The 24,229-nt window shown below is 69.9% G+C and carries 24 protein-coding genes; 17 read left to right on the forward strand and 7 right to left on the reverse strand.

What is annotated here, in order from left to right:
* Nucleotides 1-143: 143 nt before the first annotated feature.
* On the reverse strand, nt 144-623 hold the full coding sequence (locus tag BGN98_RS05690) for a VanZ family protein (protein WP_288120143.1): 480 nt from the start codon (nt 621-623) through the stop codon (nt 144-146).
* A 134-nt stretch (nt 624-757) separates the two neighbouring features.
* Here BGN98_RS05690 and BGN98_RS05695 point away from each other — a divergent pair, with 134 nt between their 5' ends.
* From BGN98_RS05695 to glmM, 5 genes are all read left to right on the forward strand, one after another.
* Nucleotides 758-2,455: a sensor histidine kinase gene (locus tag BGN98_RS05695; protein ID WP_288120145.1), complete on the forward strand. Its 1,698-nt coding sequence runs from the start codon at nt 758-760 to the stop codon at nt 2,453-2,455.
* Nucleotides 2,456-2,582: 127 nt separating this feature from the next.
* A complete protein-coding gene (locus BGN98_RS05700; RefSeq protein WP_288120146.1) occupies nt 2,583-3,521 on the forward strand; it encodes a UTP--glucose-1-phosphate uridylyltransferase in 939 nt (312 codons plus the stop codon).
* Between the two features lie 392 nt (nt 3,522-3,913).
* Nucleotides 3,914-4,360, forward strand: coding sequence for a 50S ribosomal protein L13 (rplM, locus tag BGN98_RS05705; RefSeq protein WP_005050409.1), 447 nt, complete (start codon nt 3,914-3,916; stop codon nt 4,358-4,360).
* Nucleotides 4,361-4,387: 27 nt separating this feature from the next.
* Complete coding sequence (gene rpsI / locus BGN98_RS05710; protein WP_061682875.1) at nt 4,388-4,885, forward strand: 30S ribosomal protein S9; 498 nt, start codon at nt 4,388-4,390, stop codon at nt 4,883-4,885.
* A 6-nt stretch (nt 4,886-4,891) separates the two neighbouring features.
* Complete coding sequence (gene glmM, locus BGN98_RS05715; RefSeq protein WP_288120151.1) at nt 4,892-6,235, forward strand: phosphoglucosamine mutase; 1,344 nt, start codon at nt 4,892-4,894, stop codon at nt 6,233-6,235.
* Between the two features lie 232 nt (nt 6,236-6,467).
* Here the strand turns inward: glmM and BGN98_RS05720 are convergent, their stop codons facing one another.
* A complete protein-coding gene (locus BGN98_RS05720) occupies nt 6,468-7,409 on the reverse strand; it encodes a Ppx/GppA phosphatase family protein (protein WP_288120152.1) in 942 nt (313 codons plus the stop codon).
* A gap of 33 nt (nt 7,410-7,442) precedes the next feature.
* On the opposite strand from BGN98_RS05720, the gene coaA reads away from it, so the two are divergent.
* From coaA to BGN98_RS05765, 9 genes are all read left to right on the forward strand, one after another.
* Entirely contained in the window at nt 7,443-8,387 is a 945-nt protein-coding gene (coaA, locus tag BGN98_RS05725; RefSeq protein ID WP_288120153.1) for a type I pantothenate kinase, read from the forward strand.
* Nucleotides 8,388-8,457: 70 nt separating this feature from the next.
* The gene (gene glmS, locus BGN98_RS05730) at nt 8,458-10,308 is read left to right on the forward strand and encodes a glutamine--fructose-6-phosphate transaminase (isomerizing) (protein WP_288120155.1); all 1,851 of its coding nucleotides are present in this window, start codon (nt 8,458-8,460) and stop codon (nt 10,306-10,308) included.
* Nucleotides 10,309-10,359: 51 nt separating this feature from the next.
* Nucleotides 10,360-10,722, forward strand: a complete 363-nt coding sequence (locus tag BGN98_RS05735; protein ID WP_005050400.1) for a holo-ACP synthase — start codon at nt 10,360-10,362, stop codon at nt 10,720-10,722.
* A complete protein-coding gene (gene alr / locus BGN98_RS05740) occupies nt 10,719-11,843 on the forward strand; it encodes an alanine racemase (RefSeq protein ID WP_288120157.1) in 1,125 nt (374 codons plus the stop codon). The genes BGN98_RS05735 and alr overlap by 4 nt, the downstream gene beginning before the upstream one ends.
* Nucleotides 11,844-11,936: 93 nt before the next feature.
* A complete protein-coding gene (gene tsaE / locus BGN98_RS05745; RefSeq protein ID WP_005050398.1) occupies nt 11,937-12,440 on the forward strand; it encodes a tRNA (adenosine(37)-N6)-threonylcarbamoyltransferase complex ATPase subunit type 1 TsaE in 504 nt (167 codons plus the stop codon).
* 38 nt (nt 12,441-12,478) lie between these two features.
* Entirely contained in the window at nt 12,479-13,171 is a 693-nt protein-coding gene (gene tsaB, locus BGN98_RS05750; RefSeq protein WP_288120158.1) for a tRNA (adenosine(37)-N6)-threonylcarbamoyltransferase complex dimerization subunit type 1 TsaB, read from the forward strand.
* Nucleotides 13,168-13,665, forward strand: a complete 498-nt coding sequence (gene rimI / locus BGN98_RS05755; protein WP_288120159.1) for a ribosomal protein S18-alanine N-acetyltransferase — start codon at nt 13,168-13,170, stop codon at nt 13,663-13,665. The genes tsaB and rimI overlap by 4 nt, the downstream gene beginning before the upstream one ends.
* The gene (gene tsaD, locus BGN98_RS05760) at nt 13,662-14,729 is read left to right on the forward strand and encodes a tRNA (adenosine(37)-N6)-threonylcarbamoyltransferase complex transferase subunit TsaD (protein ID WP_288120160.1); all 1,068 of its coding nucleotides are present in this window, start codon (nt 13,662-13,664) and stop codon (nt 14,727-14,729) included. Before rimI ends, tsaD begins: the two co-directional genes overlap by 4 nt.
* Complete coding sequence (locus tag BGN98_RS05765) at nt 14,726-15,211, forward strand: hypothetical protein (RefSeq protein WP_288120161.1); 486 nt, start codon at nt 14,726-14,728, stop codon at nt 15,209-15,211. Before tsaD ends, BGN98_RS05765 begins: the two co-directional genes overlap by 4 nt.
* Nucleotides 15,212-15,240: 29 nt before the next feature.
* On the opposite strand, the gene BGN98_RS05770 is transcribed toward BGN98_RS05765, so the two are convergent.
* Complete coding sequence (locus BGN98_RS05770; protein WP_288120162.1) at nt 15,241-16,434, reverse strand: class I SAM-dependent methyltransferase; 1,194 nt, start codon at nt 16,432-16,434, stop codon at nt 15,241-15,243.
* Between the two features lie 220 nt (nt 16,435-16,654).
* On the opposite strand from BGN98_RS05770, the gene groES reads away from it, so the two are divergent.
* The 3 genes from groES to BGN98_RS05785 all read left to right on the forward strand — a co-directional run bounded on the left by groES (nt 16,655) and on the right by BGN98_RS05785 (nt 19,529).
* Nucleotides 16,655-16,951: a co-chaperone GroES gene (gene groES, locus BGN98_RS05775; RefSeq protein ID WP_005050391.1), complete on the forward strand. Its 297-nt coding sequence runs from the start codon at nt 16,655-16,657 to the stop codon at nt 16,949-16,951.
* Between the two features lie 140 nt (nt 16,952-17,091).
* The gene (rarD, locus tag BGN98_RS05780; RefSeq protein WP_288120167.1) at nt 17,092-18,024 is read left to right on the forward strand and encodes an EamA family transporter RarD; all 933 of its coding nucleotides are present in this window, start codon (nt 17,092-17,094) and stop codon (nt 18,022-18,024) included.
* 170 nt (nt 18,025-18,194) lie between these two features.
* Nucleotides 18,195-19,529, forward strand: a complete 1,335-nt coding sequence (locus tag BGN98_RS05785) for an ABC transporter substrate-binding protein (RefSeq protein WP_288120169.1) — start codon at nt 18,195-18,197, stop codon at nt 19,527-19,529.
* Between the two features lie 256 nt (nt 19,530-19,785).
* On the opposite strand, the gene BGN98_RS05790 is transcribed toward BGN98_RS05785, so the two are convergent.
* From BGN98_RS05790 to BGN98_RS05805, 4 genes are read right to left on the reverse strand one after another with little or no spacing between them, the layout of a single operon-like run.
* The gene (locus BGN98_RS05790) at nt 19,786-20,571 is read right to left on the reverse strand and encodes an ABC transporter ATP-binding protein (protein WP_016463528.1); all 786 of its coding nucleotides are present in this window, start codon (nt 20,569-20,571) and stop codon (nt 19,786-19,788) included.
* A complete protein-coding gene (locus tag BGN98_RS05795) occupies nt 20,568-21,581 on the reverse strand; it encodes an ABC transporter ATP-binding protein (RefSeq protein ID WP_288120172.1) in 1,014 nt (337 codons plus the stop codon). The genes BGN98_RS05790 and BGN98_RS05795 overlap by 4 nt, the downstream gene beginning before the upstream one ends.
* On the reverse strand, nt 21,574-22,569 hold the full coding sequence (locus BGN98_RS05800) for a branched-chain amino acid ABC transporter permease (RefSeq protein ID WP_036284236.1): 996 nt from the start codon (nt 22,567-22,569) through the stop codon (nt 21,574-21,576). The genes BGN98_RS05795 and BGN98_RS05800 overlap by 8 nt, the downstream gene beginning before the upstream one ends.
* A gap of 10 nt (nt 22,570-22,579) precedes the next feature.
* A complete protein-coding gene (locus BGN98_RS05805; RefSeq protein WP_288120175.1) occupies nt 22,580-23,920 on the reverse strand; it encodes a branched-chain amino acid ABC transporter permease in 1,341 nt (446 codons plus the stop codon).
* Nucleotides 23,921-24,229 lie beyond the last annotated feature (309 nt).

The raw sequence follows: 24,229 nt of genomic DNA on the forward strand, positions 1-24,229 counted from the left end.
GCCGCCCCGGGTGGTCGATGATGGGCGTGCCCCATCCCCATGCGGTGACGAACCCCAGATGTCACCAATGGAAGGCGGTCGCCCTGCCCCTGCCGGGGGGCTGGCGCGGGGCGACCGCATCCCTCCGTCCGACGGTCGAGCACTTACGTCGTCGGACGGTCCGTCCGCGCCCCGGCGAGCGTCTCCGCGAAGACCGCGAGCACGATGCCCAGGCAGGCCCCGGCCGTGTTCGCGATGATGTCGAGCACGCTCGGCGTCCGCGCGGACAGCGCGATGGCCTGTCCGGTCTCGATCGTGACGGTCGTGAGGAAAGCGATCGGCATCACAAGCCAGCGGTCGCGCGCGAGGATGAGCGTCAAGAGGAACCCCAAGGGCACGAACAGCAGGATGTTCGCGCCGAACTCGATCCGCGCGTAGGTCAGCAGCGGAAAGAGCCGCGTCACCGCTCGCAGCAGTGGCCCGGCCCCGGAGTCGACGGGAACCGGCCAGAATGCGATCAGCGCGAGCGCGATCACGTACGCTGACAACCACGCCCGGGCACTTCGACCCCACCCCGTCAGCCGCGTCTGCCAGGTCGGCGCGAGACGCCGACCGAAGGGGGCAGAACCGGCGTCTTTCGTCATCGGGCTTCCCTTCTACCGGGTCGCCCCGTCGCGACGAGAATACCGGCGGATTATAAGGAATTCCCTCTCCCCTCCATGTAGACGAATGGCTACACTGACTACTACTTGGGGGTAGGAATGGTGGGGTTGAGCTGATGGCCCGGCGTGAGCCGCGCGCGATCGACGTGGTGTCAGCGTATTGGGACACCGCCGGAAGTGGCCGCTTCTTCACGCGCTGGAGCGCGGTCGTGTCGCTGCCCGTTTCGGCGCTTCTGCTCGTCGCCATCGTGGAGGGCACCCGTGACGGCTATGTGCAAGGCATTGCCGCGGCTGTGCTCAGCTGGGTCGTCCTCGCCCTTCCCGTTCTCGCCGTGGCTGCCGCCGAACGCCGAATGCGCGATCACCGCTCTCGTGCGCTCCTGGTCACCGTCACGCTGCTGCTCGTCGCGACCGTGCGCCCGATACTCAACGAGACGTTCGTCCACGTCCTCTTCGGTGGCCGCTCCGGCGGCGTGTGGGCAGCGCGCATCGGCACCAACATCATCGTGGCGTTCGGGCTGTTCACCCTCGTCGCGATCATCACGACCCAGTATCAGCAGACTCGTGCAACCGCCGACCGTCTCGCCCACGCCCTGGGTCGCCTGGAAGCCGCGACGGGGCAGGTCGTCACCGACGATCGCGACGCCCGGCTCGTCATCCGTGGCATCGTCGCGGAGCTTCGTGCCGAACGTGACGCGATGCTGGCACGGGACGTCGACTTCGACGCCGTGCGCGACTTCTCCGAACGCGTGCGCGCCGCGAGTCACCGGCTGGAGGAGATGGCCGCGGGCAGTGCACCGGTTCCCGCACTGTGGGCGCCCCTCTCGCGCACGGCGCGACGCCGTCACGGGCTCGAGCGCCTCCAGCCGACGCCACTGCTGTGGGTCGGAGCGCTCTACCTCCTCATGAGCGCGCCGTATCTGCTGACGGTGGGAGACGTCTTCGACGTGGTCATCGCGGGCGTCGCCATCTTCCTGCTCGATCTCGCCGCCGGTGCCGTGCTTCGCGCATTGCCGGGCGACGTCCGCCGTGGCCGAGGAGCGATCTTCCTGCTCGTCTGGATGCTGGCCGGCATGACCGCCGCGGTCGTGGGGCGTCTCCTGCTGCCGGACACCGGAGCGCTGATGATCATCCCCGTGTTCGCGATGCCGCTGGCAGCCATCGTCCTCTCGCTCGCCATCGACACGTATCGGTGGGCACGCACCGACGAGGCCGATGCCACCCGAGAGCTCGCCCGCGCCGCGGGCGAGTTCGCCGACCGCGTGCGGCGAGCGCAGGCTCCGTTGCTGCATGCGGCATCCACTCTCCACGGGCGCGTGCAGGGGCTCTGCGTGATCTTCGCCGCTCGCGTCGACGAGAATCCGCCGACGGCCGACGACATCGCGCAGTTCCGTGTCGACACCGACCGGGCGCTCGACGAGGTGCTCGTGCCCGTGCCGACGTCGGAGATCGAGACGGTGGGCGCCTTGCGGCGGATGCTGGCGGGGTGGGAGCCGATCATGGTGCTGGAGACCCGCATCGACGACGCCGCGGCGTCGGCCGTGGACGGTGCCGAGGTCGCCCCCATCGTCTCGGAGGTCGTCAACGAGGCCCTCGTCAACGCGGTCAAGCACTCCGGTGCGCGCGCGGCACGGATCGACATCTCCACGGATGCCGGGGGAGACCTTCACGTGCGCGTCGCATCGGCCGGTGAGCTGCCTCGCGCGGTCATGCCCATGCGGCCCTTCGCGGGACGAACGCTCCTCTATCAGGACGGGCGCGAGGTCGTGCTCGAATCGACCGTGCCGACGACCCGGATCGCCGCCCCGGCCTGAGTCGGCACGTCATCTGGCCGTCGCCCGGCCGACACAGAGCGATCTTCTGCGGGCGCTATGCTCGCCGTACGCGCGCGTCGCTGCGCGCCTCGGAGCAGACCCCCCTTCACGCCCCGCAGGAGATCGCATGTCCCTTCGCTACAAGGCCGTCATCCCCGCTGCGGGCCTCGGCACGAGGTTCCTTCCCGCCACCAAGGCGATGCCCAAAGAGATGCTGCCCGTCGTCGACAAGCCGGCCATCCAGTACGTCGTCGAAGAGGCGGTGGCCGCCGGCATCCGCGACGTGCTCATCATCGTCGGCCGCAACAAGAACAACATCGCCAACCATTTCGACTCGGTCCCCGAGCTCGAGACGGCGCTGACGACGAAGGGCGACACCGCAAAGCTCGGCAAGGTCGCCCACTCGTCGCAGCTCGCCGACATCCACATCACCCGTCAGGGCGAACCGCGCGGGCTCGGGCACGCCGTGTCGCGAGCGGCCTCGTACGTCGGCGACTCCTCGTTCGTCGTCATGCTCGGCGACGACCTCATCGATGAGCGCGACCCGCTCCTTCCGACCATGCTCGCGGTCCACGAGCGCACCGGCGGTGCCGTCGTCGCGCTCATGGAGGTCGATCCCGAACAGGTCCATCTCTACGGTGTCGCCACCGTCGGAGCTCGCGGCGATGACGGATCGGTCCGCATCCTCGACCTCGTCGAGAAGCCCGCCCGCGAGGTTGCCCCCTCCAACCTCGCTGTCATCGGCCGCTACGTGCTGGGTCCGGAGGTGTTCGGAGTGCTCGCGCACACCGAGCCCGGCAAGGGCGGCGAGATCCAGCTCACCGATGCCCTCCGTGAACTCGCGGCCGATCCGGACGGGCCCGGCGTGTACGGCGTCGTCTTCGGCGGGCGCCGCTACGACACCGGCGACCGGGTCGACTACATCAAGGCGATCCTGCAGCTCGCCTGCGACCGCGACGACCTCGGGCCCGAGCTGCGTCCGTGGATCAAGCAGTTCGCCGCGGGCCTGGATTCCGTGACCGATTCTCCGGCGCAGCCTGTGGTGGAGACGGCCTCCGACCGGTAGTCTGGTGACCGACAACAAAGCAACAGCGGGCCTCGACTGCAACGCCTGTCCCCCCAACCCCCGGTAGTGTCCCCACACGACCGGTTGGCGGTCGCCGACCCCCCGCGTGCGGCCGCCGCGACCGAGGAGTCGGAGTATCCCTTCGGCTCCTCGGTCGCCCTTTTTTCACGGGACGTTGTGAACCATTCCGTCCGCGTCCTCTCGGCCGGTTTGGCTGTGATGAGCGCGTAGCGTAGACTCTCCCTTTGGTGCTCGTGCTGCCTGCGGCCGACGCCACGAACGTGAGCCCTCCACTGGCGTGTTCACCTGTCCGTATCTCGCGTGCGCGCAGCGAACCACCCCGGAGCGGGATTCACGAACCTCTCCGTTCGAATCAAGAAAGCAGCACTACTGTGACGCGCACCTACACCCCCAAGGCCGGTGAAGTGACCCGCGAGTGGGTCGTCATCGACGCGACCGACGTCGTTCTCGGACGCCTCGCCTCGCACGCCGCCGCCATCCTCCGCGGCAAGCACAAGCCCACCTTCGCGAACCACATGGACACCGGTGACTTCGTCATCGTCGTCAACGCCGAGAAGGTCGCCCTCACGGGTCAGAAGCTCCAGAAGAAGATGGCCTACCGCCACTCGGGCTACCCGGGCGGGCTCACGGCCACCTCCTACGCCGAGCTCCTCGAGAAGAACCCGGTCCGCGCCGTCGAGAAGGCGATCCGCGGCATGCTCCCCAAGAACAGCCTGGGTCGCCAGCAGCTGTCGAAGCTGAAGGTCTACGTGGGCGCCGAGCACCCGCACGCGGCCCAGCAGCCCACCCCGTACACCTTCGGCCAGGTCGCTCAGTAAGCGCGCCGAGAGATATAAGGACAACTCATGGCGAAGATCGCTGACTCCATCGAAGAGAACACCCTCGGCAACGCGGAGAGCTACACCACCGAGAGCGCTCCGGTCGAGGCCGCTGCCGCGCCCCGTCCGGTGCTGTCGGTTCCCGGTGCCGCCGTCGGCCGCCGCAAGCAGGCCATCGCGCGCGTCCGCCTCATCCCGGGCTCCGGCACCATCACGGTGAACGGCCGCACGCTCGAGGACTACTTCCCCAACAAGCTGCACCAGCAGCTCATCAACGACCCGTTCACGGTGCTCGACCTGGCCGGCGGCTACGACGTCATCGCCCGCATCTCCGGCGGTGGCCCCTCGGGTCAGGCCGGTGCGCTGCGCCTCGGCATCGCCCGCGCGCTGAACGAGATCGACGCCGAGAACAACCGCCCGACCCTCAAGAAGGCCGGCTTCCTCTCGCGCGACGCCCGCGTCAAGGAGCGCAAGAAGGCCGGTCTCAAGAAGGCCCGCAAGGCTCCGCAGTACTCGAAGCGCTAAAGCTTCATGGCGCTGTTCGGGACGGACGGTGTGCGGGGCCTGGCCAATGGCCCCCTCACCGCCGACCTCGCGCTCACCCTGGCCCAGGCGACTGCCGTCGTCCTGGGCCAGGGCCGTATCGCCGAGGCGCGCAAGGCCGCGGGCAAGCGGCTCACCGCCGTCATCGCGCGCGATCCTCGCGTGTCGGGGCACTTCCTTTCGGCTGCGGTCGAAGCGGGTCTGGCGTCCTCCGGCGTCGACGTACTCGACGCGGGCACGCTGCCGACGCCCGCGGCGGCCTACCTCATCGGTGACATCGATGCCGACTTCGGCGTCATGATCTCGGCATCCCACAATCCTGCCCCCGACAACGGCATCAAGATCTTCGCCCGCGGCGGCGTCAAGCTCCCCGACGAGGTCGAGCGACGCATCGAAGAGGCGATGGCGGGGGAGAAGCTGCGTCCCACCGGCGGCGACGTCGGTCGGGTGGTCCGCTTCTCGGATGCCGAGGACCGCTACGCGATCCACCTGCTCGCGTCCCTGCCCCATCGCCTTGACGGGCTGCACGTCGTGCTCGACTGCGCGCACGGCGCGGCATCCGGCGTCTCCCCGGAGACCTTCCGCAACGCGGGAGCGAAGGTCACCGTCATCGGCGCCGACCCCGACGGCATCAACATCAACGACGGGTACGGATCGACGCACCTCGAGAAGCTGTCTGCGGAGGTCGTGCGCACCGGCGCCGACGTCGGGATCGCCCACGACGGCGACGCCGACCGGTGCCTGGCGGTGGATGCCGAGGGGCGCGTGATCGACGGCGACCAGATCATGGCGATTCTCGCTGTCGCGATGAAACGCGACGGCCGGCTCAAGAACGACACGCTCGTCGCGACCGTCATGAGCAACCTCGGGCTGCACCGCGCGATGGCCGCGCAGGGCATCGCCGTGGCGCAGACCGCGGTCGGCGACCGCTACGTGCTGGAGCGGATGAACGAGGGCGGCTATTCGCTCGGCGGCGAGCAGAGCGGTCACGTCATCATGAGCCGCTACGCCACGACCGGCGACGGGGTGCTGACAGGACTGCACCTGTGTGCCGAGATGGCGCGGACCGGGCGCTCGCTGGCGGAGCTCGCGTCGGTCATGACGGTCTTCCCGCAGGTGCTCATCAACGTGCGCGGCGTCGAGCGCTCCCGCGCGACCGACGCCGACGTCCTCGCCGGAGTTCAGGTCGCCGAAGCGGCTCTCGGGGACAGCGGGCGGGTACTGCTGCGCCCGTCGGGGACCGAGCCGATGGTGCGGGTCATGGTCGAGGCGGCGTCGCACGACGACGCGCAGCGCATCGCCGAGGAGCTCGCAGACATCGTCCGCGGCTGACGCGGACGGCGGTGCAGATTACGCGCCGGTAAAACGTTGCCGGCGCCGTAGCGTGTTGCTCGCGCGGCGTCCTAGCCTGAGCCTGCACTCACCACCCATCCCCGGCCCCCGACCCGACAGGATCAGGGCTCCACGGGTGTGACGACTGGGGTGCGCGGCCCCTCCGTCAGCGTCCCCCCGCATCCCCCTACGACGGAGGGGCTGCCCCCGCCCACGCGGGTGACGACCTCGCTCAGGCCGGTTCCTGCCAGCTCAGCGATTCGATGTATCGCAACAGCACGCCTTCGCGCAGCGCCCAGGGGCTCACCTCGAGCTCGTCGACCTCGAGTGCCGTCATCGCCGTGTGCAGCACGACGGCGGCGGCGACGATCTGGAAGGTGCGGTCGGCCGTGATGCCCGGCAACTCCTGGCGGGCGGATGCCGGGATGCGCGCCAACCGCGGAATCCATGAACCGAGCGCACCGCGCGGCAGCAGCATGCGCTCACTCCCGCTCCACCCGGGCGCGGGGTAGCCCGCGAGCTTCGCCAGCGACCGGATCGCCTTCGACGAGCCCACGACGTGGTTCGGCCGGGGCTGACCGGCCATGCCTGCGGCCACGGGCGCGAGCACGCCGCGCGCGTGCTCGCGCAGCACCTCCACGGCCTCCTCGCCGGGCGGGTCGTGGGGGAGGAACTCCACGGTGGTCCGTCCCGCGCCGAGCGGCACCGACGCGGCGACGTCGGGGAGCTCGTCCGCGCCGGCGGCGATCTCCAGCGATCCCCCGCCGATGTCGAACAGCAGGATCTGCCCCGCCGACCACCCGAACCAGCGGCGCACCGCGAGGAACGTGAACCGCGCCTCCGACTCGCCGCCGAGCACCTGCAGCTCCTGGCCGAGCGCGGCCTCGATGCGCGCGATCACCTCGGCGCCGTTCGCGGCCTCGCGCACCGCGCTGGTCGCGGTCGCCAGCAGCTCCACGACGTTCTCCGCCTGGGCGACGGCACGGGCCTGGGCGACGGCATCCACGAGCGCCTGAACGCCCGCCTCGCTGATCGCGCCGTCGGGTCCGAGATAGCGCATGAGGCGCAGCACCGTGCGCTGGCTCGTCGTGGCCTGGGGACGTCCGCCGGGATGGACATCGGCGACGAGCAGGTGGACGGTGTTCGAGCCGATATCGAGGACTCCGAGACGCATGGGTTCAGAGTATCCACAGATAGAGTGGGCCCGATGTCCACCGAAGACGAGACGGCTATCGACTCGCTGTACCGCGAGATCGGGCGCGCAGACTGGGCACGCTTGGCTGCCGGCATTCCCGCCCCGCTCACCGAGACCGAGGTCGTGCAGCTGCGCGGCATCGGCGACCTGCTCGACCTCGCCGAGGTGCGCGAGGTGTATCTGCCGCTGAGCCGGCTGTTGAGCACCTACGCCGAGAACACCAAGCGGCTCGGCGCCGAGACGGCCGCCTTCCTCGGCGAACCCGACTCGACGACACCGTTCGTGGTCGCCGTCGCCGGTTCGGTCGCGGTCGGGAAGTCCACCATTGCGCGGTTGCTGCGGGAACTGATGAGCCGGTGGCCGGGAACGCCGCGTGTGGAGCTCGTCACCACCGACGGCTTCCTCTACACGAACGCCGAGCTCGAGCGCCGCGGCCTGATGGACCGCAAGGGCTTTCCGGAGTCGTACGACCGTCGCGCCCTGGTCAGCTTCCTCACCGAGGTCAAATCCGGCGCCGCGGAGGTGCGTGCCCCGTTCTACTCCCACGTGCGCTATGACATCGTCCCCGATGCGCACGTCACCGTCCGCCGCCCCGACGTCGTCATCGTGGAGGGGCTCAACGTGCTCTCGCCGCCGCCGACGCCCCACGACGTCGCCGTCAGCGACCTCTTCGACTTCTCGATCTATGTGGATGCCGACGAAGCCGACATCGCCCAGTGGTACGTCGACCGGTTCCTGGCCCTGCGCCGCGGTGCGTTCAGCAACCCGAGCTCGTTCTTCAACGTGTTCGCCGACCTCTCCGACGAGGAGGCCGTCACGACGGCCCTCGGCTACTGGAACGAGATCAACCTGCCCAACCTCCGCGAGAACGTCGCGCCCACGCGCCACCGCGCCACCCTCGTGCTGAAGAAGGCGGCGGCGCACGCGGTGGAGTCGGTGCGCCTGCGCAAGCTCTGACGGCGACATCCGCCGAATTCACGGCGTTTGTGAGGGCTCCGCGCAAATGGGCGCACCTAGCATGGAGCCCATGTGTGGAATCGTCGGATACGTGGGCCCTCGCGACAGCCAGGCCATCCTTCTCGCCGGGCTCGCCCGCCTGGAATACCGCGGCTACGACTCCGCCGGCATCGCCGTCATCGACGGTGCGGGGGAGCTGGACATGCGCAAGCGCGCCGGCAAGCTGCAGGTGCTGCGCGACGACCTCACCGCCCACCCGATGCCCGACGGCACCACCGGCATCGGTCACACGCGCTGGGCCACGCACGGCGGTCCGACCGACGCGAACGCGCACCCGCACCTTGCCGACGACGACAAGCTCGCCGTCATCCACAACGGCATCATCGAGAACTTCTCCGAGCTGAAGGCCGAGCTGCTCAGCGAGGGCTACACGTTCCGCTCCGAGACCGACACCGAGGTCGCCGCGGTGCTCCTCGGCCGCGAGTATCAGGCCTCCGGCGACCTCGTCGGCGCGTTCCGCACCGTCGTCTCGCGCCTGGACGGCGCTTTCACGCTCCTCGCGATGCACCGCGACCAGCCTGGACTGGTCGTCGGCGCCCGCCGCAACTCGCCCCTCGTGATCGGTCTCGGCGAGGGCGAGAACTTCCTCGGATCCGACGTCGCCGCCTTCGTCGAGCACACGCGCAACGCGCTCGCGATCGGACAGGACGAGATTGTCGCGATCACGCCCGCCGGCGTCGAGGTGACCGACTTCTCCGGCGCGCCGGTCGAGGTCGAGCCGTTCGAGGTCGTGTGGGACGCCTCGGCGGCTGAGAAGGGCGGCTGGTCTTCGTTCATGGCCAAGGAGGTCTCCGAGGAGCCCGAGGCCGTCGCGAACACGGTTCGCGGGCGCCTGCACGACGGCACGGTGACCATTCCCGAGCTCGACGGCATGGATGAGCTGTTCACCGGCATCCGTCGCATCGTCGTGATCGCGTGCGGCACCGCCGCCTACGCCGGTCAGACCGGCAAGTACGCGCTCGAGCAGTGGACCCGCATCCCCGTCGACGTGGAGCTCGCGCACGAGTTCCGCTACCGCGACCCGGTCATCGGCGAGGACACGCTGGTCGTCTCGATCAGCCAGTCGGGCGAGACCATGGACACGCTGATGGCCGTCAAGTACGCCCGCGAGCAGGGCGCCAAGACGCTGTCGATCTGCAACACGCAGGGCGCGACCATTCCCCGCGAGTCGGATGCCGTGATCTACACGCACGCAGGGCCCGAGGTGGCCGTGGCCTCCACGAAGGCCTTCGTCGCCCAGATCACCGCGCTGTACCTGCTGGCCCTCCACGTCGCGCGCCTGCGCGGCACGATCTCCGTGGGCGAGCAGGCGACGCACGTGCGCGAGCTCGAGGCGGTCCCCGCCAAGATCCAGCGCGTGCTCGAGGAGGAGCAGACGCACATCGAGCAGTTCTCGCACTGGATGGCCGACACCCAGTCGGTGCTGTTCCTGGGCCGTCACGTCGGCTACCCGATCGCCCTGGAGGGTGCGCTCAAACTCAAGGAGATCAGCTACATCCATGCGGAGGGCTTCGCCGCCGGTGAGCTCAAGCACGGCCCTATCGCGCTGATCGAACCCGGTCAGCCGGTGTTCGTCATCGTGCCTTCTCCCCGCGAGTCGGCCGAGCTGCACAAGAAGGTCGTCTCCAACATCCAGGAGATCCGCGCCCGCGGCGCGCGCGTCATCGCCGTCGCCGAAGAGGGCGATGCCGCCGTGCTGCCATTCGCCGACGAGGTGCTGCGCATCCCGCTGGCCGGCCCGCTGTTCGAGCCGCTGCTCGCGGTCGTGCCCTTGCACATCTTCGCCATGGGCCTCGCGACCGCGAAGGGCCTGGACGTCGACCAGCCGCGCAACCTCGCGAAGTCCGTCACCGTCGAGTAATCGCCGCCGCAGTAGGCTGGCGGGGGCGGGCGTGCGGAGGGGGTGGATGCCGTGATCATCGGAATCGGCGTCGATCTCGTCGACATCCCGCGCTTCGAGCGTTCGCTGCAGCGCACGCCCCGGCTGATCGAGCGTCTCTTCGCGCCGGGGGAGCGCGGCCTGAGGCCGCACTCCTTGGCCGCCCGCTACGCCGCCAAGGAGGCGCTGATCAAGGCGCTCGGCGGCTCGGACGGTGTGCACTGGACAGACATCGAGGTGGCGAGCGAGCCGTCGGGCCGGCCCGTCTTCGCGCTGAGCGGCGAGACGGCGGCCACGGTCGCCGCGCGCGGCATCGGCGCCCTGCATCTGTCCCTCAGTCACGACGCGGGTTTGGCGACCGCGTACGTCATTGCCGAATCGCAGGAGAGCGCATGAGCAGACTTCCCGAGGGCGTGCTGCGCGAAGCCGTCATCGACACCGCGGCGATCACGGCGAACGTGCGGCACCTGCGACAGCTGACGGCATCCGAGGTCATCGCCGTCGTCAAGGCCGACGGCTACGGGCACGGCGCCGTGCGTTCGGCCCGCGCGGCGCTCGAGGGGGGCGTCCGCCGCATCGGCGTCTCCGACATCGACGAGGCGCTGGCCCTGCGCCGCGCGGGCATCGACGCCCCCATCGTCGCCTGGCTCCACGCGCCCGCCGCCCGCTTCGCCGAGGCCGCCTCCCGTGGCATCGAGCTCGGTGTCTCCCGCATCGATCAGCTGCAGGCCGCCGCCGCGGCGGCGTCGGCCGATCGCCCCGTGGGCGTGCACCTGAAGATCGAGACGGGCCTCGGCCGCAACGGGCTCGCCCCCGCCGACTACGCGGTCGCCTTCGCCGAGGCCGCCCGTCTGGAGCGCATCGGGCGCCTGCGGGTCGTGGGCATCTTCAGCCATCTGTCGAACACGTCCGCCGCCGATGACCGCGCGGCGATCGAGCGTTTCAGCGACGGGCTCGCCCTCGCGGCATCCCATGGCCTCGCCCCGCAGCTGCGGCACATCGCCGCTTCGCACGCGGCCATCGCCCTGCCCGAATCGCGCTTCGGGTGCGTCCGGCTCGGCATTGCGATCTACGGGCTGTCGCCGTTCGCCGACCGCACCTCCGCCGATCTGGGCCTGCGACCCGCGATGACGCTTCGCGCCGCCGTCGCCGCTGTCCGGCGCGTGCCCGCCGGCCAGGGCGTCTCCTACGGCTACGGCTACCGCACGACGCGGGCGACCACACTCGCCCTGATCCCCGCGGGCTACGCCGACGGTGTGCCGCGCGCGGCATCCGGGGGCGCCGCCGTCCGTATCGGCGGGGAGGTCTTCCCGGTCGCCGGTCGCATCGCGATGGACCAGTTCGTCGTCGACGTCGGTGATCACCCCGTCGCGGTGGGCGACGAAGCCGTCCTGTTCGGCGACCCGACGCTGGGGGCGCCGCCGGTGGAGGTGTGGGCGGATGCCGCGGGCACCATCAACTACGAGATCGTCACCCGCATCGGTGCGCGCGTGCCGCGGCGCGAGGGCGCGGCGTGAGCTCACCGATGCGCGCTGCGCCCGCGTCCCGCGGGAATCCGCGACCTGTCCGCGGCGTTGCAGCGGGCGGAGAGAAGACGAAACGGTGATCGCATGAGCGGATTGGATGAGTTCGTCGGGCAGCGCGAGATCGCCTCGCCCGCAGAGATGGAAGAACTGGGGCGGGCTTTCGGCCGCGCGCTGGGCGCCGGTGATCTGGTCGTGCTGACGGGGCCCCTCGGCGCGGGTAAGACGACGTTGACGCGCGGTATCGCCGCCGAGCTGGGGGTGCGCGGCCGCGTGCAGAGCCCGACCTTCGTCATCGCCCGCACCCACCCCTCGCTCGCCGATGGTCCCGCCCTCGTGCACGTCGACGCCTACCGGCTCGGCACCGACGGAGAGCTCGACGATCTCGACATCGATTTCGCCCATGCGGTCGTCGTCGCCGAGTGGGCGGCGCCGTTCGCGGATGCCGTCGCCGACCGCTGGTGGGAGGTCGAGATCGACCGGGGCTGGAGCGGCACCGGCGTCGACAACGCCTGCGGCACCGCCGGCCCCCACATGGCCGCGATGGAGGACGCCGCACCGCGGCGCGTGCGCATCACCCGGCACGGGTGAGCGCTCCGGCGGGCGCTGAGCGCGATTACCCTGGAAACGTGATCCTCGGCATCGACACCTCGCTCGGCACCGCCGTCGGCATCGTCGATCCCGACGGCGCGGTTCGCGCCGACCGCACCAGCGACAACCCGCTCGGTCACGCCGAAGTGATCGGCGACCTCCTGCGCGACGCGCTCGCCGACGCGGCCCGGGGCCCGGTCGGACAGACCGGGGTGGCAGAGCCGGTCAGCCTCACACACGTCGCGGCCGGGATGGGCCCGGGCCCCTTCACGGGGCTGCGGGTGGGTATCGCGGCCGCGCGCGCCTTCGCTCTCGCCCGGAACCTTCCCGTCGTCGCCGTGCCCAGTCACGACGCGGCGGCGCTCGCGATCCTCCTGGACGATGCGATCGCCGATCCCTACGCCGAGGCGCGCCGGTTCGCCGTCGTCACCGACGCCCGCCGGCGTGAGGTCGCGTATTCGGTGTACGAGGGCTTGGATGCCGACGGTCTTCCGATCCGCGCGACGGGACCGGCCCTGGCCCTACGCGCCGAGATCGACGCGGTGCTGTCCGCACACGAGGCGGACCGCGTCGAGGCGACGACGATCAGCGCGGCCATGCTCGCCGTCGTCGCGGCCCGCGCCGTCGCCGCGGGACGCGAACTCGCCGGTCCGGAGCCGTTGTACCTGCGTGCTCCCGACGTGACGCTGCCGAAGAGCGTCATCCGCCCGGGCGTCGAGGGGCGCGCATGACGCTGCGCGCCGCCACCGTCGACGACCTCGCCGACATCATGGACCTCGAACGCACGTCGTTTCCGACCGACGCGTGGAGCGAGCCCATGATGCGCGAGGAGCTTCTCTCGCCGCACGCGCACTACCTCGTCGACGTCGAGGCGGGTCGCCTGCTCGGATACGGCGGGGTCCGCGCCGTCGCCCGCGCCGCAGACGCCGACATCCAGACGATCACGGTCGCCGCCTCCGCCCGGGGCCGGGGACGCGGGCGTACGCTGCTGCGGGCACTCCTCGAGGCGGCGCGGCAGCGCGGGGCGCGCGAAGTGTTCCTCGAGGTGCGTGCCGACAATCCGACCGCGTCCGCGCTGTACGTCTCGGAGGGATTCCTCGAGATCGCGCGTCGCCCCCGCTACTACCAGCCCGATGACGTGGATGCCGTCGTCATGAAGCTCGATCTCGTCGCCTGGGTCGCGGGCCACGGCGCGCAGACGCAGACCGGGGGAGTGTGCTCATGACCGCCAGCGAACCGCTCGTGCTCGGCATCGAGACCAGCTGCGACGAGACCGGCATCGGCATCGTCCGAGGCCGCACCCTCCTCAGCAACACCATCTCGAGCTCGATGGACGAGCACGCCCGCTTCGGCGGCGTCGTGCCCGAGGTCGCCGCCCGCGCGCACCTGGAGGCGCTGCAGCCGGCGATCGCCGCCGCCGTGGCCGAGGCCGGCATCGCCCTCACCGACGTGGATGCCGTCGCCGTCACGAGCGGGCCGGGGCTCGCCGGTGCGCTCATGGTCGGCATCGGCGCCGCCAAGGCCCTTGCGGTCGGTCTCGACAAGCCGCTGTACGCCGTCAACCATCTCGTCGGACACATCGCCGCCGACCTGCTCACCGGCGAGGACGTCGACTACCCGACGGTCGCGCTGCTGGTCAGCGGCGGACACACTTCGCTGCTTCTCGTGCGTGACCTCGTGAGCGACGTGGAGCTTCTCGGCGAGACCCTCGATGACGCCGCCGGAGAGGCCTTCGACAAGATCGCGCGCATCCTCGGGCTGCCCTACCCCGGCGGACCGGAGATCGACCGCGCCGCCGCGGGCGGCGACCCGTCGGCCATCCGCTTCCCGCGCGGGCTGTCCCGCGCGTCCGACATGGCGGCGCACCGCTACGATTTCTCCTTCTCCGGCCTGAAGACAGCCGTCGCTCGCTGGGTCGAGCAGGCCGACGCGTCGGGGCAGCAGGTCGCCGTGGCCGATGTCGCGGCATCCTTCCGCGAAGCGGTCGTCGATGTGCTCGTCACGAAGGCACTCGACGCCTGCGCGCACCACGGCGTGCCGCGACTGCTGCTCGGCGGCGGCGTCATCGCCAACCGGCGCCTGCGCGAGGTCGCGCTCGCGCGCGCGGCCGAGGCGGGGGTCGCCGTACGCATTCCGCCGCTGAGCCTGTGCACCGACAACGGAGCCATGATCGCCGCGCTCGCGTCCGAGCTCATCGCGAGCGGACGCCCGCCCTCGCGCCTCGCGTTCGGCGCGGATTCGACGTTGCCGGTGACGCAGATCCAGGTCGCCGGGGAGGCCGTGGGATGAGTGACGACCGCCCCGGCCCCGCGCCCGACGTGCCCGTCCCGCGCGTCGACACGCGGCTGGACGCACCGTCGACCGACGTCGCCCCCGCCGACAGTGCGGCGCTCCCCGGGGCGCACCGCGGCGGCTTCCAGCGCGAGTTCACCGAGCCGGTGCCGGTGGCGGCACCGGTGAATGTGGATGCCGCGGCCTCTGCGTCGTGGACGCCCGAGCCCGACGTGCGCTGGGCGCCGGCGCCGCCGGTGCTGCCCCGCAGCGCCCCGTGGGCCCTCACGTTCGCCGTCGTCGGGCTGATCGTGTCGCTCGTGGTCGGCTGGGGCTTTCTCATCGGCATCGTGGGAGCGGTCTTCGCCGTCGTCGCACTGCGCCGCCCATGGGAGAGCCGCGCTGTCGCGGTCTGGGCGCTGTGCCTGAGCCTGCTGTCGCTCGCCTACAGCGCAGGCTGGCTGTGGTGGGCGTCGACCCAGGGGCCGCTGTTCGGCTGAGCGGGCGCGCCGCGCCGACGCGATGCGCGTCAGCCGGTGACGCGCTCGGCGAGCAGGGCGATGCGCGAGGTTCCCGCGCGCGTGAGGATGAGCGTCGCGGTGCGCGGACCCTTCAGCTTCAGTTGGGTGCGGAATGTCGCGGGGTCGACATCGACGCCGCGCTTCTTGATCTCCAGCGTGCCGATCTCCCGCTCCCGGAGCGCCTGCCGGAGCGCCTTCAGATCGGTGGGCAGCTCCTCGAGGACGCGGAAGGACTGCACGAAGGGGCTCGTGATCTCGGTATCGGAGGTCAGATAGGCGATGCCGGGGGCGAGCATTCCGGCGTCGAGGCGGCGGGCCACCTCGCCGATCAGGCGTGCGCGGATGACGGCGCCCTCCGGCTCGTGGACGAAAGCGCCCAAGGGTCGGACCTCGGCATCCTCGGCGTCGGAGGGCGCCGTCAGTTCGGCCGCGCGGTCGGAGCGGACGACGAGCGCCGAGCGGCGGACACCGGCGCGGGCGAGCTTTCCGGTCCAGACGACGAGCTCGATGGTCGACCCGTCGACGCTGATCCACTGCGCCTCCGCAGCCTCCGGGATCCGCGCCCGGTCGAACGCCGGTCCGAGCTTGATGCCCGCGGGCATCCGCTCCGCGAGAGCGAAGACCCATTCCAGCGACGGCGACCAGTCGCCGGCGGCGACCCGCGCGGTCTCGGTGTGGCCGGCCGTACGTCGGGCCGGATCGAGCCACACCGCGTCGACGCCGTCGAGTGCGACGTCCTCGGCGCGGGCATGGCGCACCGTCGCGGTGTCGCCGAACGCGGCGAGGTTGTACGCGGCGAGCGCGGCGGTGGTCTCGTCGGCGTCGACGGCCAGCACGTCGACGCCGATCCCGGCGAAGGCGAGCGCATCGCCGCCGATGCCGCAGCCGAGGTCGGCGACGCGGTGCACGCCGGCGTCGCGGAACCGGCCCGCGTGGCGCGCGCCCACCGACAGGCGCGTGGCCTGTTCGAGGCCCGCGCGCGTGAACAGCATCCGGTCGGCGAACGCGCCGAACTTCGCCCGCGCGCGCGTCCGCAGCCGCGCCTGTCCGACGGCGGCGGAAACGAGTTCGGGTGACAGGCCCTGCGCCCGCAACCGCGACACGGTGCGCGCCACCTCATCGGAGGAGTCGATCGCGCCGAGCTCATCGACCAGCCGCAGCCCCTCGGAGGTGAGCAGGGCGGTGAGCTCGGCGCGTTCCATCCGGCCAGCCTATGCGGGGCGGGTCAGCACCCGCTCACCTTCGTCCAGCGCGACGCCGTCGTCTGCTGCAGGCTCGTGACCGTCGCATCGCCCTGCCCGAGGTAGAACTGGCACTCGCGTTGCACGAGTGCCAGCCGCGCTCTAGACTTCTGTTAGCACTCCACCCCTGTGGGTGCTAACGAGTCTTGAAGCATCACGCCCAGCAAGAAAGAGGTAGACCGTGTCGGTTTCCATCAAGCCGCTCGAGGACCGCATCGTCATCAAGCAGGTCGAGGCTGAGCAGGTCACGTCCAGTGGCCTCGTCATCCCTGACACCGCCAAGGAGAAGCCCCAGGAGGGCGAGGTCGTGGCCGTGGGCCCCGGCCGCATCGACGACAACGGCAACCGCGTGCCGCTCGACGTCGCCGTCGGCGACCGCGTCATCTACAGCAAGTACGGCGGCACCGAGGTGAAGTTCGGCGGCGACGAGTTCCTCGTCCTGTCGGCCCGTGACGTTCTGGCGGTCGTCGTCCGCTGACGATCGCATTCGACGATGGCCCCCGGGATATCCCGGGGGCCATCGTCGTTAACCGGATTGGCGGAACAGCGACCAGCAATGGCAGGATGCCGCGGCATCCGCCGGTCCGAACATGTCACGACCGTCGTAGGCTTTCTCTCATGACACCCGCCGAGACCGCACGTGAAGAGCGGCGCGGGGGGATCTACGCCTTCGCGGCGTACTTCCTCTGGGGCTTCATGCCCCTCTACTTCCTGCTGCTGGCGCCCATCGGGCCGTGGGAGATCGTCGTCTGGCGCATTCTCTTCTCCCTCGCGTTCTGCGCGGTCCTGCTCACCGTCACCCGCACGTGGGGCAAGCTCTTCGCGATCCTGCGCGATCGGCGGCTCGTGTTCTGGACGATCGTCGCGGGCCTGCTGATCTACGTGAACTGGCAGGTGTTCCTCATCGGCATCCTGACCGGTCACGTCATCGAGGGCAGCCTCGGCTACTTCATCAACCCGATCGTGACCGTGCTGCTGGGTGTGATCGTGCTGAAGGAGCGCCTCCGGCTGGCACAGTGGATCGCGATCGGCTTCGCGGGCCTGGCCGTGGTCGTCATCATCGTGGCCTACGGATCCTTCCCCTGGATCGCACTGACCCTGGCGGCGAGCTTCGGCACCTACGGTCTCGTGAAGAAGCAGATCGGTCCTCGGGTCGATGCCATCAGCGGACTCACTCTCGAATCGCTGTGGCTGACCCCCATCGCCCTGATCCAGCTCGTCGTGGTCGCCGCCACCACCGGCCTCGTCTTCGGCACCCAGGGCGTCGGGCACACCGTGCTGGTCACCCTCGCGGGCGTCGTCACCGCTGTTCCGCTGCTGCTGTTCGCCGCGGGGGCGCGCCGGGCGCCGCTCACCGTGATCGGCCTGCTGCAGTTCGTCGCCCCGATCCTGCAGTTCATCACCGGGGCGTGGATCCTGCACGAGCCGATGCCGCTCGAACGCTGGATCGGGTTCGCGCTCGTGTGGGTCGCGCTGGTCGTGCTGAGCGTCGATTCCGTGGTGTCGTCGCGGCGGTCCCGGAGCATCTCCGACGTCGCCGATCTGGTCTGAGACCCTCCCGGCGGTGCTCCCGCGCGCACGGCGAGGTTCATAACGATTGCGTCGCGGTGCTTTTCTTCGATGCGTGCGCGAAACATCCTGGTGACACAGCAGGTTTAGCGTTCAAGCCAGACCGCGGAGCCCGTGCGCCGCGCGATGTCATCGAAGAAAGGGAAGAACCCATGGTTCATCGCAACAAGGCGCTCATCGCCGCGTTTGCGCTCGCGGGCGCTGCGTCGCTCGCCCTCGCAGGGTGTTCGAGCTCGGGTGGGGGCGCCGCCACGACGGCTCCCACGGCAACCTCGACGGGGTCGGCGGACCCTGCCGCCGCCTGCAAGCCCGGCACGCCCTCGACCGGACCGTTCACGCTCGCGACGATCCTGCCGCAGACCGGCTCGCTGGCCTACCTCAACCCGCCCGCCGAGGCCGGCTACGGCCTGGCCGTCGAAGACATCGACGCCGCCGGCGGCGTGCTCGGTCAGCCCATCAAGGTCGCCCCGATCACCGACTCCGGCGCCTCGTCCGACCTGTCGGTCTCCACCGCCTCCGCCGCCCAGATCGCCTCCTCCGACGCGCAGGTCGTGCTCGGTGCCGAGTCCTCGAGCGTCAGCCTCAACTTCGTCGACACCATCGTCTCGAAGTGCAAGGTGCAGATCTCACCCGCCAACACCGCGACCGAGCTGTCGGGTTACTCCAGCTACTACTTCCGCACCGCTCCGCCGGACACGGTGCAGGGTTCGGCGCTGGGCAACCTCGTCATCGGTGACGGCGTCCAGAAGGTCGCTTTCATCGTCTTCAACGACGCCTACGGCACCGGCCTGCGCGATGTCGTCGAAGAGACCGTCACCAAGGCGGGAGGCGAAGTCGTCTACGGCGCCAAGGGCAAGGGTCAGGAGTTCGCTCCCGGTCAGAAGACGTTCTCGTCCGAGGTGTCGGCGGCTCTGGCCGCCAAGCCCGACGCGATCGTGATCCTCGCCTTCGACGAGACCAAGCAGATCGTCCCCGAGCTCAAGGCTCAGGGCTTCGACCTGTCGAAGACCTACCTCGTCGACGGCAACACGGCCGATTACAGCAAGGACTTCGAGGCGGGCACGCTCAACGGCGCCCAGGGCACCATTCCCGGCGCCCAGCCCGACCCCGAGTTCAAGCAGCGCCTCGTGGACTTCTACAAGAAGAGCGCGAACGCCGACCTGAAGGACTTCTCCTACGCTCCCGAGTCCTACGACGCCATCGTGCTCGCCGCACTGGCTGCCGAGAAGGGCAAGGGCACCGACGGTCCGACGATCCAGGCGAACCTCGCCGCGGTCTCGGGCACCACCAACGGTGAGAAGTGCTCCGACTACGCCTCGTGCCTCGCGCTCATCAAGAGCGGCAAGGACATCACGTACACGGGCAAGGCGGGCATCGGTCCCTTCAACTCCCAGAACGACCCGTCGAGCGCCTACATCGGCATCTATAAGTTCGACACCAACAACACTCCCGTCTTCCAGAAGTCCATCCAGGGCTCCGTGAACTGACACCCGCACGAAAGAAGGGGCGGATGCCGCGGCATCCGCCCCTTCTTTCGTGCCCTCGCGAGCCGCTTGAGCCCGCAACCTCACCCTCAACGGATGCGGATAGGGACAACGGATGCGGATGCCGCGCCGCCCCCGCATCCGCATCCGTTGCGCTCCTCCGCATCAGCTCTCGACCCAGGGGTCGGGCCGACGCGCGCTGCGCACTCACGCAGAAGGGCCTCGCCGTGGCGGCGAGGCCCTTCTTTCCCTCGAGCGGTCAGTCCGAGTGCGACGCCTCGACATCCGCGGCGAGCGTGCCGAGGTACAGCTCGATGACCTTCGGGTCCTTCGCGAGCTCGCGCCCCGCGCCCTCGTAGGCGTTGCGGCCCTGGTCGAGGACGTACGCGCGGTCGCAGATCTGCAGGCAGCGGCGGGCGTTCTGCTCCACCATGATGATGGTCACGCCGGTCTTGTTGATCTCCCGCGTACGGATGAAGGTCTCGTCCTGCCGAACGGGTGACAGGCCGGCGCTGGGCTCGTCCAGCAGCAGCACCTTCGGCTTCATCATGAGGGCGCGCGCCATGGCGACCGACTGGCGCTCGCCGCCGGAGAGCGAGCCGGCACGCTGCTTGCGACGCTCGCCCAGCACGGGGAACAGCTCCCAGATCTCGGCGACGCGGCTCTGGAACTCCTTGGGCCGCAGGAACATGCCCATCTGCATGTTCTCTTCGATCGTGAGGGACGGAAAGACGTTGTTCGTCTGCGGGACGAAGCCGATCCCGGCCTGCACCAGCTGGTTGGCCTTCTGGTTGGTGATGTCCTCGCCCTCCAGTGTGACGGCGCCGGAGCGGACGTTCACGAGCCCGAAGAGCGCCTTCAGCAGCGTCGACTTGCCGGCACCGTTGGGACCGATGATCCCGACGAGCTCACCGGGAAACGCCTCCAGCGTGCAGTCGTTGAGGATGTTGACGCCCGGCAGATACCCGGCGACGAGGCTGTCGGCTTTGACGACGGGCGTCGCCGTCTGCGCCTCGGGCGCCGCAGCGGCGGATGGCATGCTCATTTGTGGTCGTCCTCCTGCTCGGCCTCGGCTTCGACCTCGGCCTCGATCTGAGTGATGAGGCCCGTGTTCACGGCGGCATCGTCGCCGAGATCGGTGTCGTGATAGGCGCCCAGGTAGGCGTCGATCACGGCCGGGTTCTTCATGACGCGCTCCGGATCGCCCTCGGCGACCACCTCTCCCTGGGCCATGACGACGACCCAGTCGGAGATGTGGCGCACCATGTGCATGTCGTGCTCGACGAACAACACCGTCGTCCCGTCGTTGCGCAGCGCCTGGATGTGCTCGAGCAGGCTCTGCGTCAGCGCAGGGTTGACGCCGGCCATGGGCTCGTCGAGCATGATCATCTTCGGATCGCTCATGAGGGCCCGCGCCATCTCGAGGAGCTTCTTCTGCCCGCCCGAGAGGCTTCCGGCCATGTCGTCGCGCTTCATGTCGAGCTTGAAGCGCTGCAGCAGCTCCTCGGCCTTGGCGATGTTCGCCTTCTCGGCGCCGCCCCACAGCGGCTTGATGAGGCCGACCGCCAGGTTCTCGCCGGGGTTGTCCTTCGCGCCGATCAGCATGTTGTCCAGCACCGTCATGCGCGACAGCGCCTTCGTCAGCTGGAACGTGCGCACCATGCCGGCGCGGGCCACCTTGGATGCCGCGGTGTTGCCGAGCGTGCGCCCGTCGAACGACCACTTGGCAGCCTCGGCCGGTGAAGGCCCCCCGAAGAGCTTCTTCGCCGACGACGGCTTGTCGAAGCCGGTGATGAGGTTGAAGAACGTGGTCTTGCCGGCGCCGTTCGGGCCGATCAGCGCCGTGATCGCGCCGCGCTGCACCTCGAGGTGATCGACGTCGACGGCCGTCATCCCGCCGAAGCGTCGGACGATGTTGTCGACCACGAGGATGGGATCGGGCTTGGCCGAGCCGGGCGTCTCCGCGACGTTCAGCAGCGTGGAGCGGATGGCCTGTGTGATCGCGCCGGGCTCCTGCGAGACCGTAACGGCGCGGTCGGCGGTCTGGTCAGGCATTGAAGCTCAACTCCTTCTTATTGCCGAGGATGCCCTGTGGTCGGAAGATCACCAGCAGCATGAGAGCGATGCCGATCAGCACCCACGACAGCCACTGCGTCTGCTGCGTGTTGAGGATCGACGCCGGGATGTACTCGCCGGCGATCTGCACGATCGCGATGCGCACGACGAAGAAGATGATCGATCCCAGCAGCGGGCCGAAGATCGTGGCGGCGCCGCCCAGCAGCATGATCGTCCACAGGTTGAACGTGAGCGGGCGGCCGAAGCCGTCGGGCTGCACGGAGGCCGGCAGCACCACCAGGATGCCGGCGATGCCGCCGAGCACACCGCCGATGATGAGCGCCTGCATCTTGTAGGAGTACGAGCTCTTGCCGAGGCTGCGCACGGCGTCCTCGTCCTCGCGGATGCCCTTGAGCACGCGACCCCACGGGCTGCGCATGGCCAGCCAGGTGAACAGCAGGGCGATGGCGACGAGGGCCCAGGCGACCAGGCGCGTCCACCAGTCGTTGCCCGACCCCGGGTCGGTGTTGGGGTAGGAGAACCACAGGATCTGGGTGGTGCCCGGCGGCAGGATCGACAGGCTCGTGAACGCTCCGCGGTATTCGGGTCCGACGAGGCCCGTCGATCCGCCGGTCACGCCGGCGAGGGCGGACAGGCGTCCGACCATGCGCACGATCTCGGCCGCACAGATCGTGACGATTGCGAGGTAGTCGCCGCGCAGACGCAGGGTCGGGATGCCGAGCACGAACGCGAACACGACGCAGGCCACGATCGCGACGAGAACGCCGAGCCAGAAGCCGCCACCGTTGATGACGGTGATCGCGAACCCGTAGGCGCCGAGGAGCATGAAGCCCGCCTGCCCCATGTTCATGAGCCCCGTGTACCCGAAGTGGATGTTGAGGCCGATCGCCGCGATGACGTACGCGGCGGTGATCGGCGCGATCGCGGTCTCGGTGAGCTGCTGCAACAGCGTGATCCAGAAGTCCATGGCCCTCTCCTTAGCCGACTCGCTCGGCGCGGCCGAAGATGCCCTGCGGCCGGAACAGCAGGATGACGATGAGCAGTGCGAGCGCCGTGGCGTACTTCAGATCGCCCGGCAGCCAGATATTCGTGAGTTCGACGATGAGGCCGATGACCATTGCACCGGCGAAAGCGCCGAACGCGGTGCCGAGCCCGCCGAGGGTGACGGCTGCGAACAACAGCAGCAGCAGTTGGCCGCCGGTCTCCCAGCCGATGCCGTTGAGCACGAGACCGAGCAGCACGCCGGCCAAGCCCGCGAGGCCCGAGGCGAGGATCCACACGCCACGGATCACCTTGTCGACGTCGATGCCGGATGCCGAGGCCAGCGCCGGGTTGTCGGAGACCGCGCGGGTGGCGCGGCCGAAGCGCGTGTACATCAGGCCGAGCCCGACCGCCGCGATGGCGACGATCGCGATCCCCATCGCGACGTACGACTGGATGGTCAGGGTGACGCCGAAGATCGTCACCGTGGCCGGGTTCGACTTGTCGATGCGCACCGTTCCCGCGCCGATCCACAGCTGCACGACGTACTGCAGGGCGATCGACAGACCGATCGACACGATCATCATCTGGGTCAGACTCAGCCGGCGTCGGCGCAGCGGCTTCCACAGCCCGGCATCCTGCACCCATCCCAGCGCCGCCATGACGACGACGGCGAGGCCGCCACCGAGCCAGAGGTTGCCGGTGAGCGAGGTGAGGAACCAGGCGAGCACGCCGCCGATGGTGACGAGCTCGCCGTGGGCGAAGTTGCTGAGGCCCGTCGTGCCGAAGATGAGCGACAGCCCGAGCGAGGCGAGGGCCAGGAGCAGACCGAGACGGATGCCCTGCACCGCCTGCTGCCAGAACCGCGGCCAGTCGAACGCGCTCGCGCTGGCGGCGGCGCCGTCGGGGCTGTCGGAGAGCTTGAAGATCGCGGAGACGTCGGAGTGCAGCGTCACGCTGACCTCGCGGGAGTCGGCGCCGTCGAGGTACTGGCCTTGGGCGAGGGTCGCGGCATCCACCTTCACCGTGTAGGTGCCGTCCTTCGTCACGGCGAACACCCACCGCCCGGCGCTGTCGGTCGTCGTGGTCGGGCTGGCGCCGACGCCGGGACCCGAGATCGTCAGTCCCACGCCGACCGCCGGAGAACCGTCGCTCTGGCGGATCGTGCCCTGCACGCATGCGGTCGACGCGTCGGCCGAGCACGAGGGCGAGGCGGCCGCGGCGGGTTGCGCCGGCAGGAGCACCGCCAGCAGCGTGATCGCGGCGAACACAAGGGAGACGAGGAGGGCGACGCGTCGTCGCGGATGGACCTCGAGTCTCGCTGAGGACACGAGCATGGCACTCCACTCTGAAATCGACGGCGGCCATCCGGACGGTCGCTCGTTGGTGGGTCGAGGCTACGACCCGGATGTGTCGCGCGTGTTTCGCACAAGGACGTCGTCGCGTCGTCGTCGGAGCTTCGTCGGGGTGCGCATCGTCGCGTGAAGAAACGCTCCCTCAGATGCCGCCCCGCGTCAAGAGGCGAAACGTTCACGTGCACGTATCGAGATGTGACGTGCACGGCGGAACCGGATGAGCCGGGAGTATCGGCGGAATGCGCGCAGGCCGCCGCGACTTACAATCGGTACACCCGCCTTTCGCGCGCG

The sequence above is a fragment of the Microbacterium sp. 69-7 genome, from assembly GCF_001897985.1.
Classification (GTDB): domain Bacteria; phylum Actinomycetota; class Actinomycetes; order Actinomycetales; family Microbacteriaceae; genus Microbacterium; species Microbacterium laevaniformans.

Coding starts and splice junctions, on each gene's coding strand:
- BGN98_RS05790 (WP_016463528.1), bottom strand. CDS start 20,571: ATGAGCATGCCATCCGCCGCTGCGGCGCCCGAGGCGCAGACGGCGACG.
- tsaD (WP_288120160.1), top strand. CDS start 13,662: ATGACCGCCAGCGAACCGCTCGTGCTCGGCATCGAGACCAGCTGCGAC.
- BGN98_RS05720 (WP_288120152.1), bottom strand. CDS start 7,409: ATGCGTCTCGGAGTCCTCGATATCGGCTCGAACACCGTCCACCTGCTC.
- glmM (WP_288120151.1), top strand. CDS start 4,892: ATGGCGCTGTTCGGGACGGACGGTGTGCGGGGCCTGGCCAATGGCCCC.
- BGN98_RS05800 (WP_036284236.1), bottom strand. CDS start 22,569: ATGGACTTCTGGATCACGCTGTTGCAGCAGCTCACCGAGACCGCGATC.
- BGN98_RS05785 (WP_288120169.1), top strand. CDS start 18,195: ATGGTTCATCGCAACAAGGCGCTCATCGCCGCGTTTGCGCTCGCGGGC.
- rpsI (WP_061682875.1), top strand. CDS start 4,388: ATGGCGAAGATCGCTGACTCCATCGAAGAGAACACCCTCGGCAACGCG.
- BGN98_RS05770 (WP_288120162.1), bottom strand. CDS start 16,434: ATGGAACGCGCCGAGCTCACCGCCCTGCTCACCTCCGAGGGGCTGCGG.
- BGN98_RS05695 (WP_288120145.1), top strand. CDS start 758: ATGGCCCGGCGTGAGCCGCGCGCGATCGACGTGGTGTCAGCGTATTGG.
- rimI (WP_288120159.1), top strand. CDS start 13,168: ATGACGCTGCGCGCCGCCACCGTCGACGACCTCGCCGACATCATGGAC.
- coaA (WP_288120153.1), top strand. CDS start 7,443: ATGTCCACCGAAGACGAGACGGCTATCGACTCGCTGTACCGCGAGATC.
- rarD (WP_288120167.1), top strand. CDS start 17,092: ATGACACCCGCCGAGACCGCACGTGAAGAGCGGCGCGGGGGGATCTAC.
- tsaE (WP_005050398.1), top strand. CDS start 11,937: ATGAGCGGATTGGATGAGTTCGTCGGGCAGCGCGAGATCGCCTCGCCC.
- alr (WP_288120157.1), top strand. CDS start 10,719: ATGAGCAGACTTCCCGAGGGCGTGCTGCGCGAAGCCGTCATCGACACC.
- BGN98_RS05765 (WP_288120161.1), top strand. CDS start 14,726: ATGAGTGACGACCGCCCCGGCCCCGCGCCCGACGTGCCCGTCCCGCGC.
- BGN98_RS05690 (WP_288120143.1), bottom strand. CDS start 623: ATGACGAAAGACGCCGGTTCTGCCCCCTTCGGTCGGCGTCTCGCGCCG.
- glmS (WP_288120155.1), top strand. CDS start 8,458: ATGTGTGGAATCGTCGGATACGTGGGCCCTCGCGACAGCCAGGCCATC.
- BGN98_RS05805 (WP_288120175.1), bottom strand. CDS start 23,920: ATGCTCGTGTCCTCAGCGAGACTCGAGGTCCATCCGCGACGACGCGTC.
- BGN98_RS05700 (WP_288120146.1), top strand. CDS start 2,583: ATGTCCCTTCGCTACAAGGCCGTCATCCCCGCTGCGGGCCTCGGCACG.
- BGN98_RS05795 (WP_288120172.1), bottom strand. CDS start 21,581: ATGCCTGACCAGACCGCCGACCGCGCCGTTACGGTCTCGCAGGAGCCC.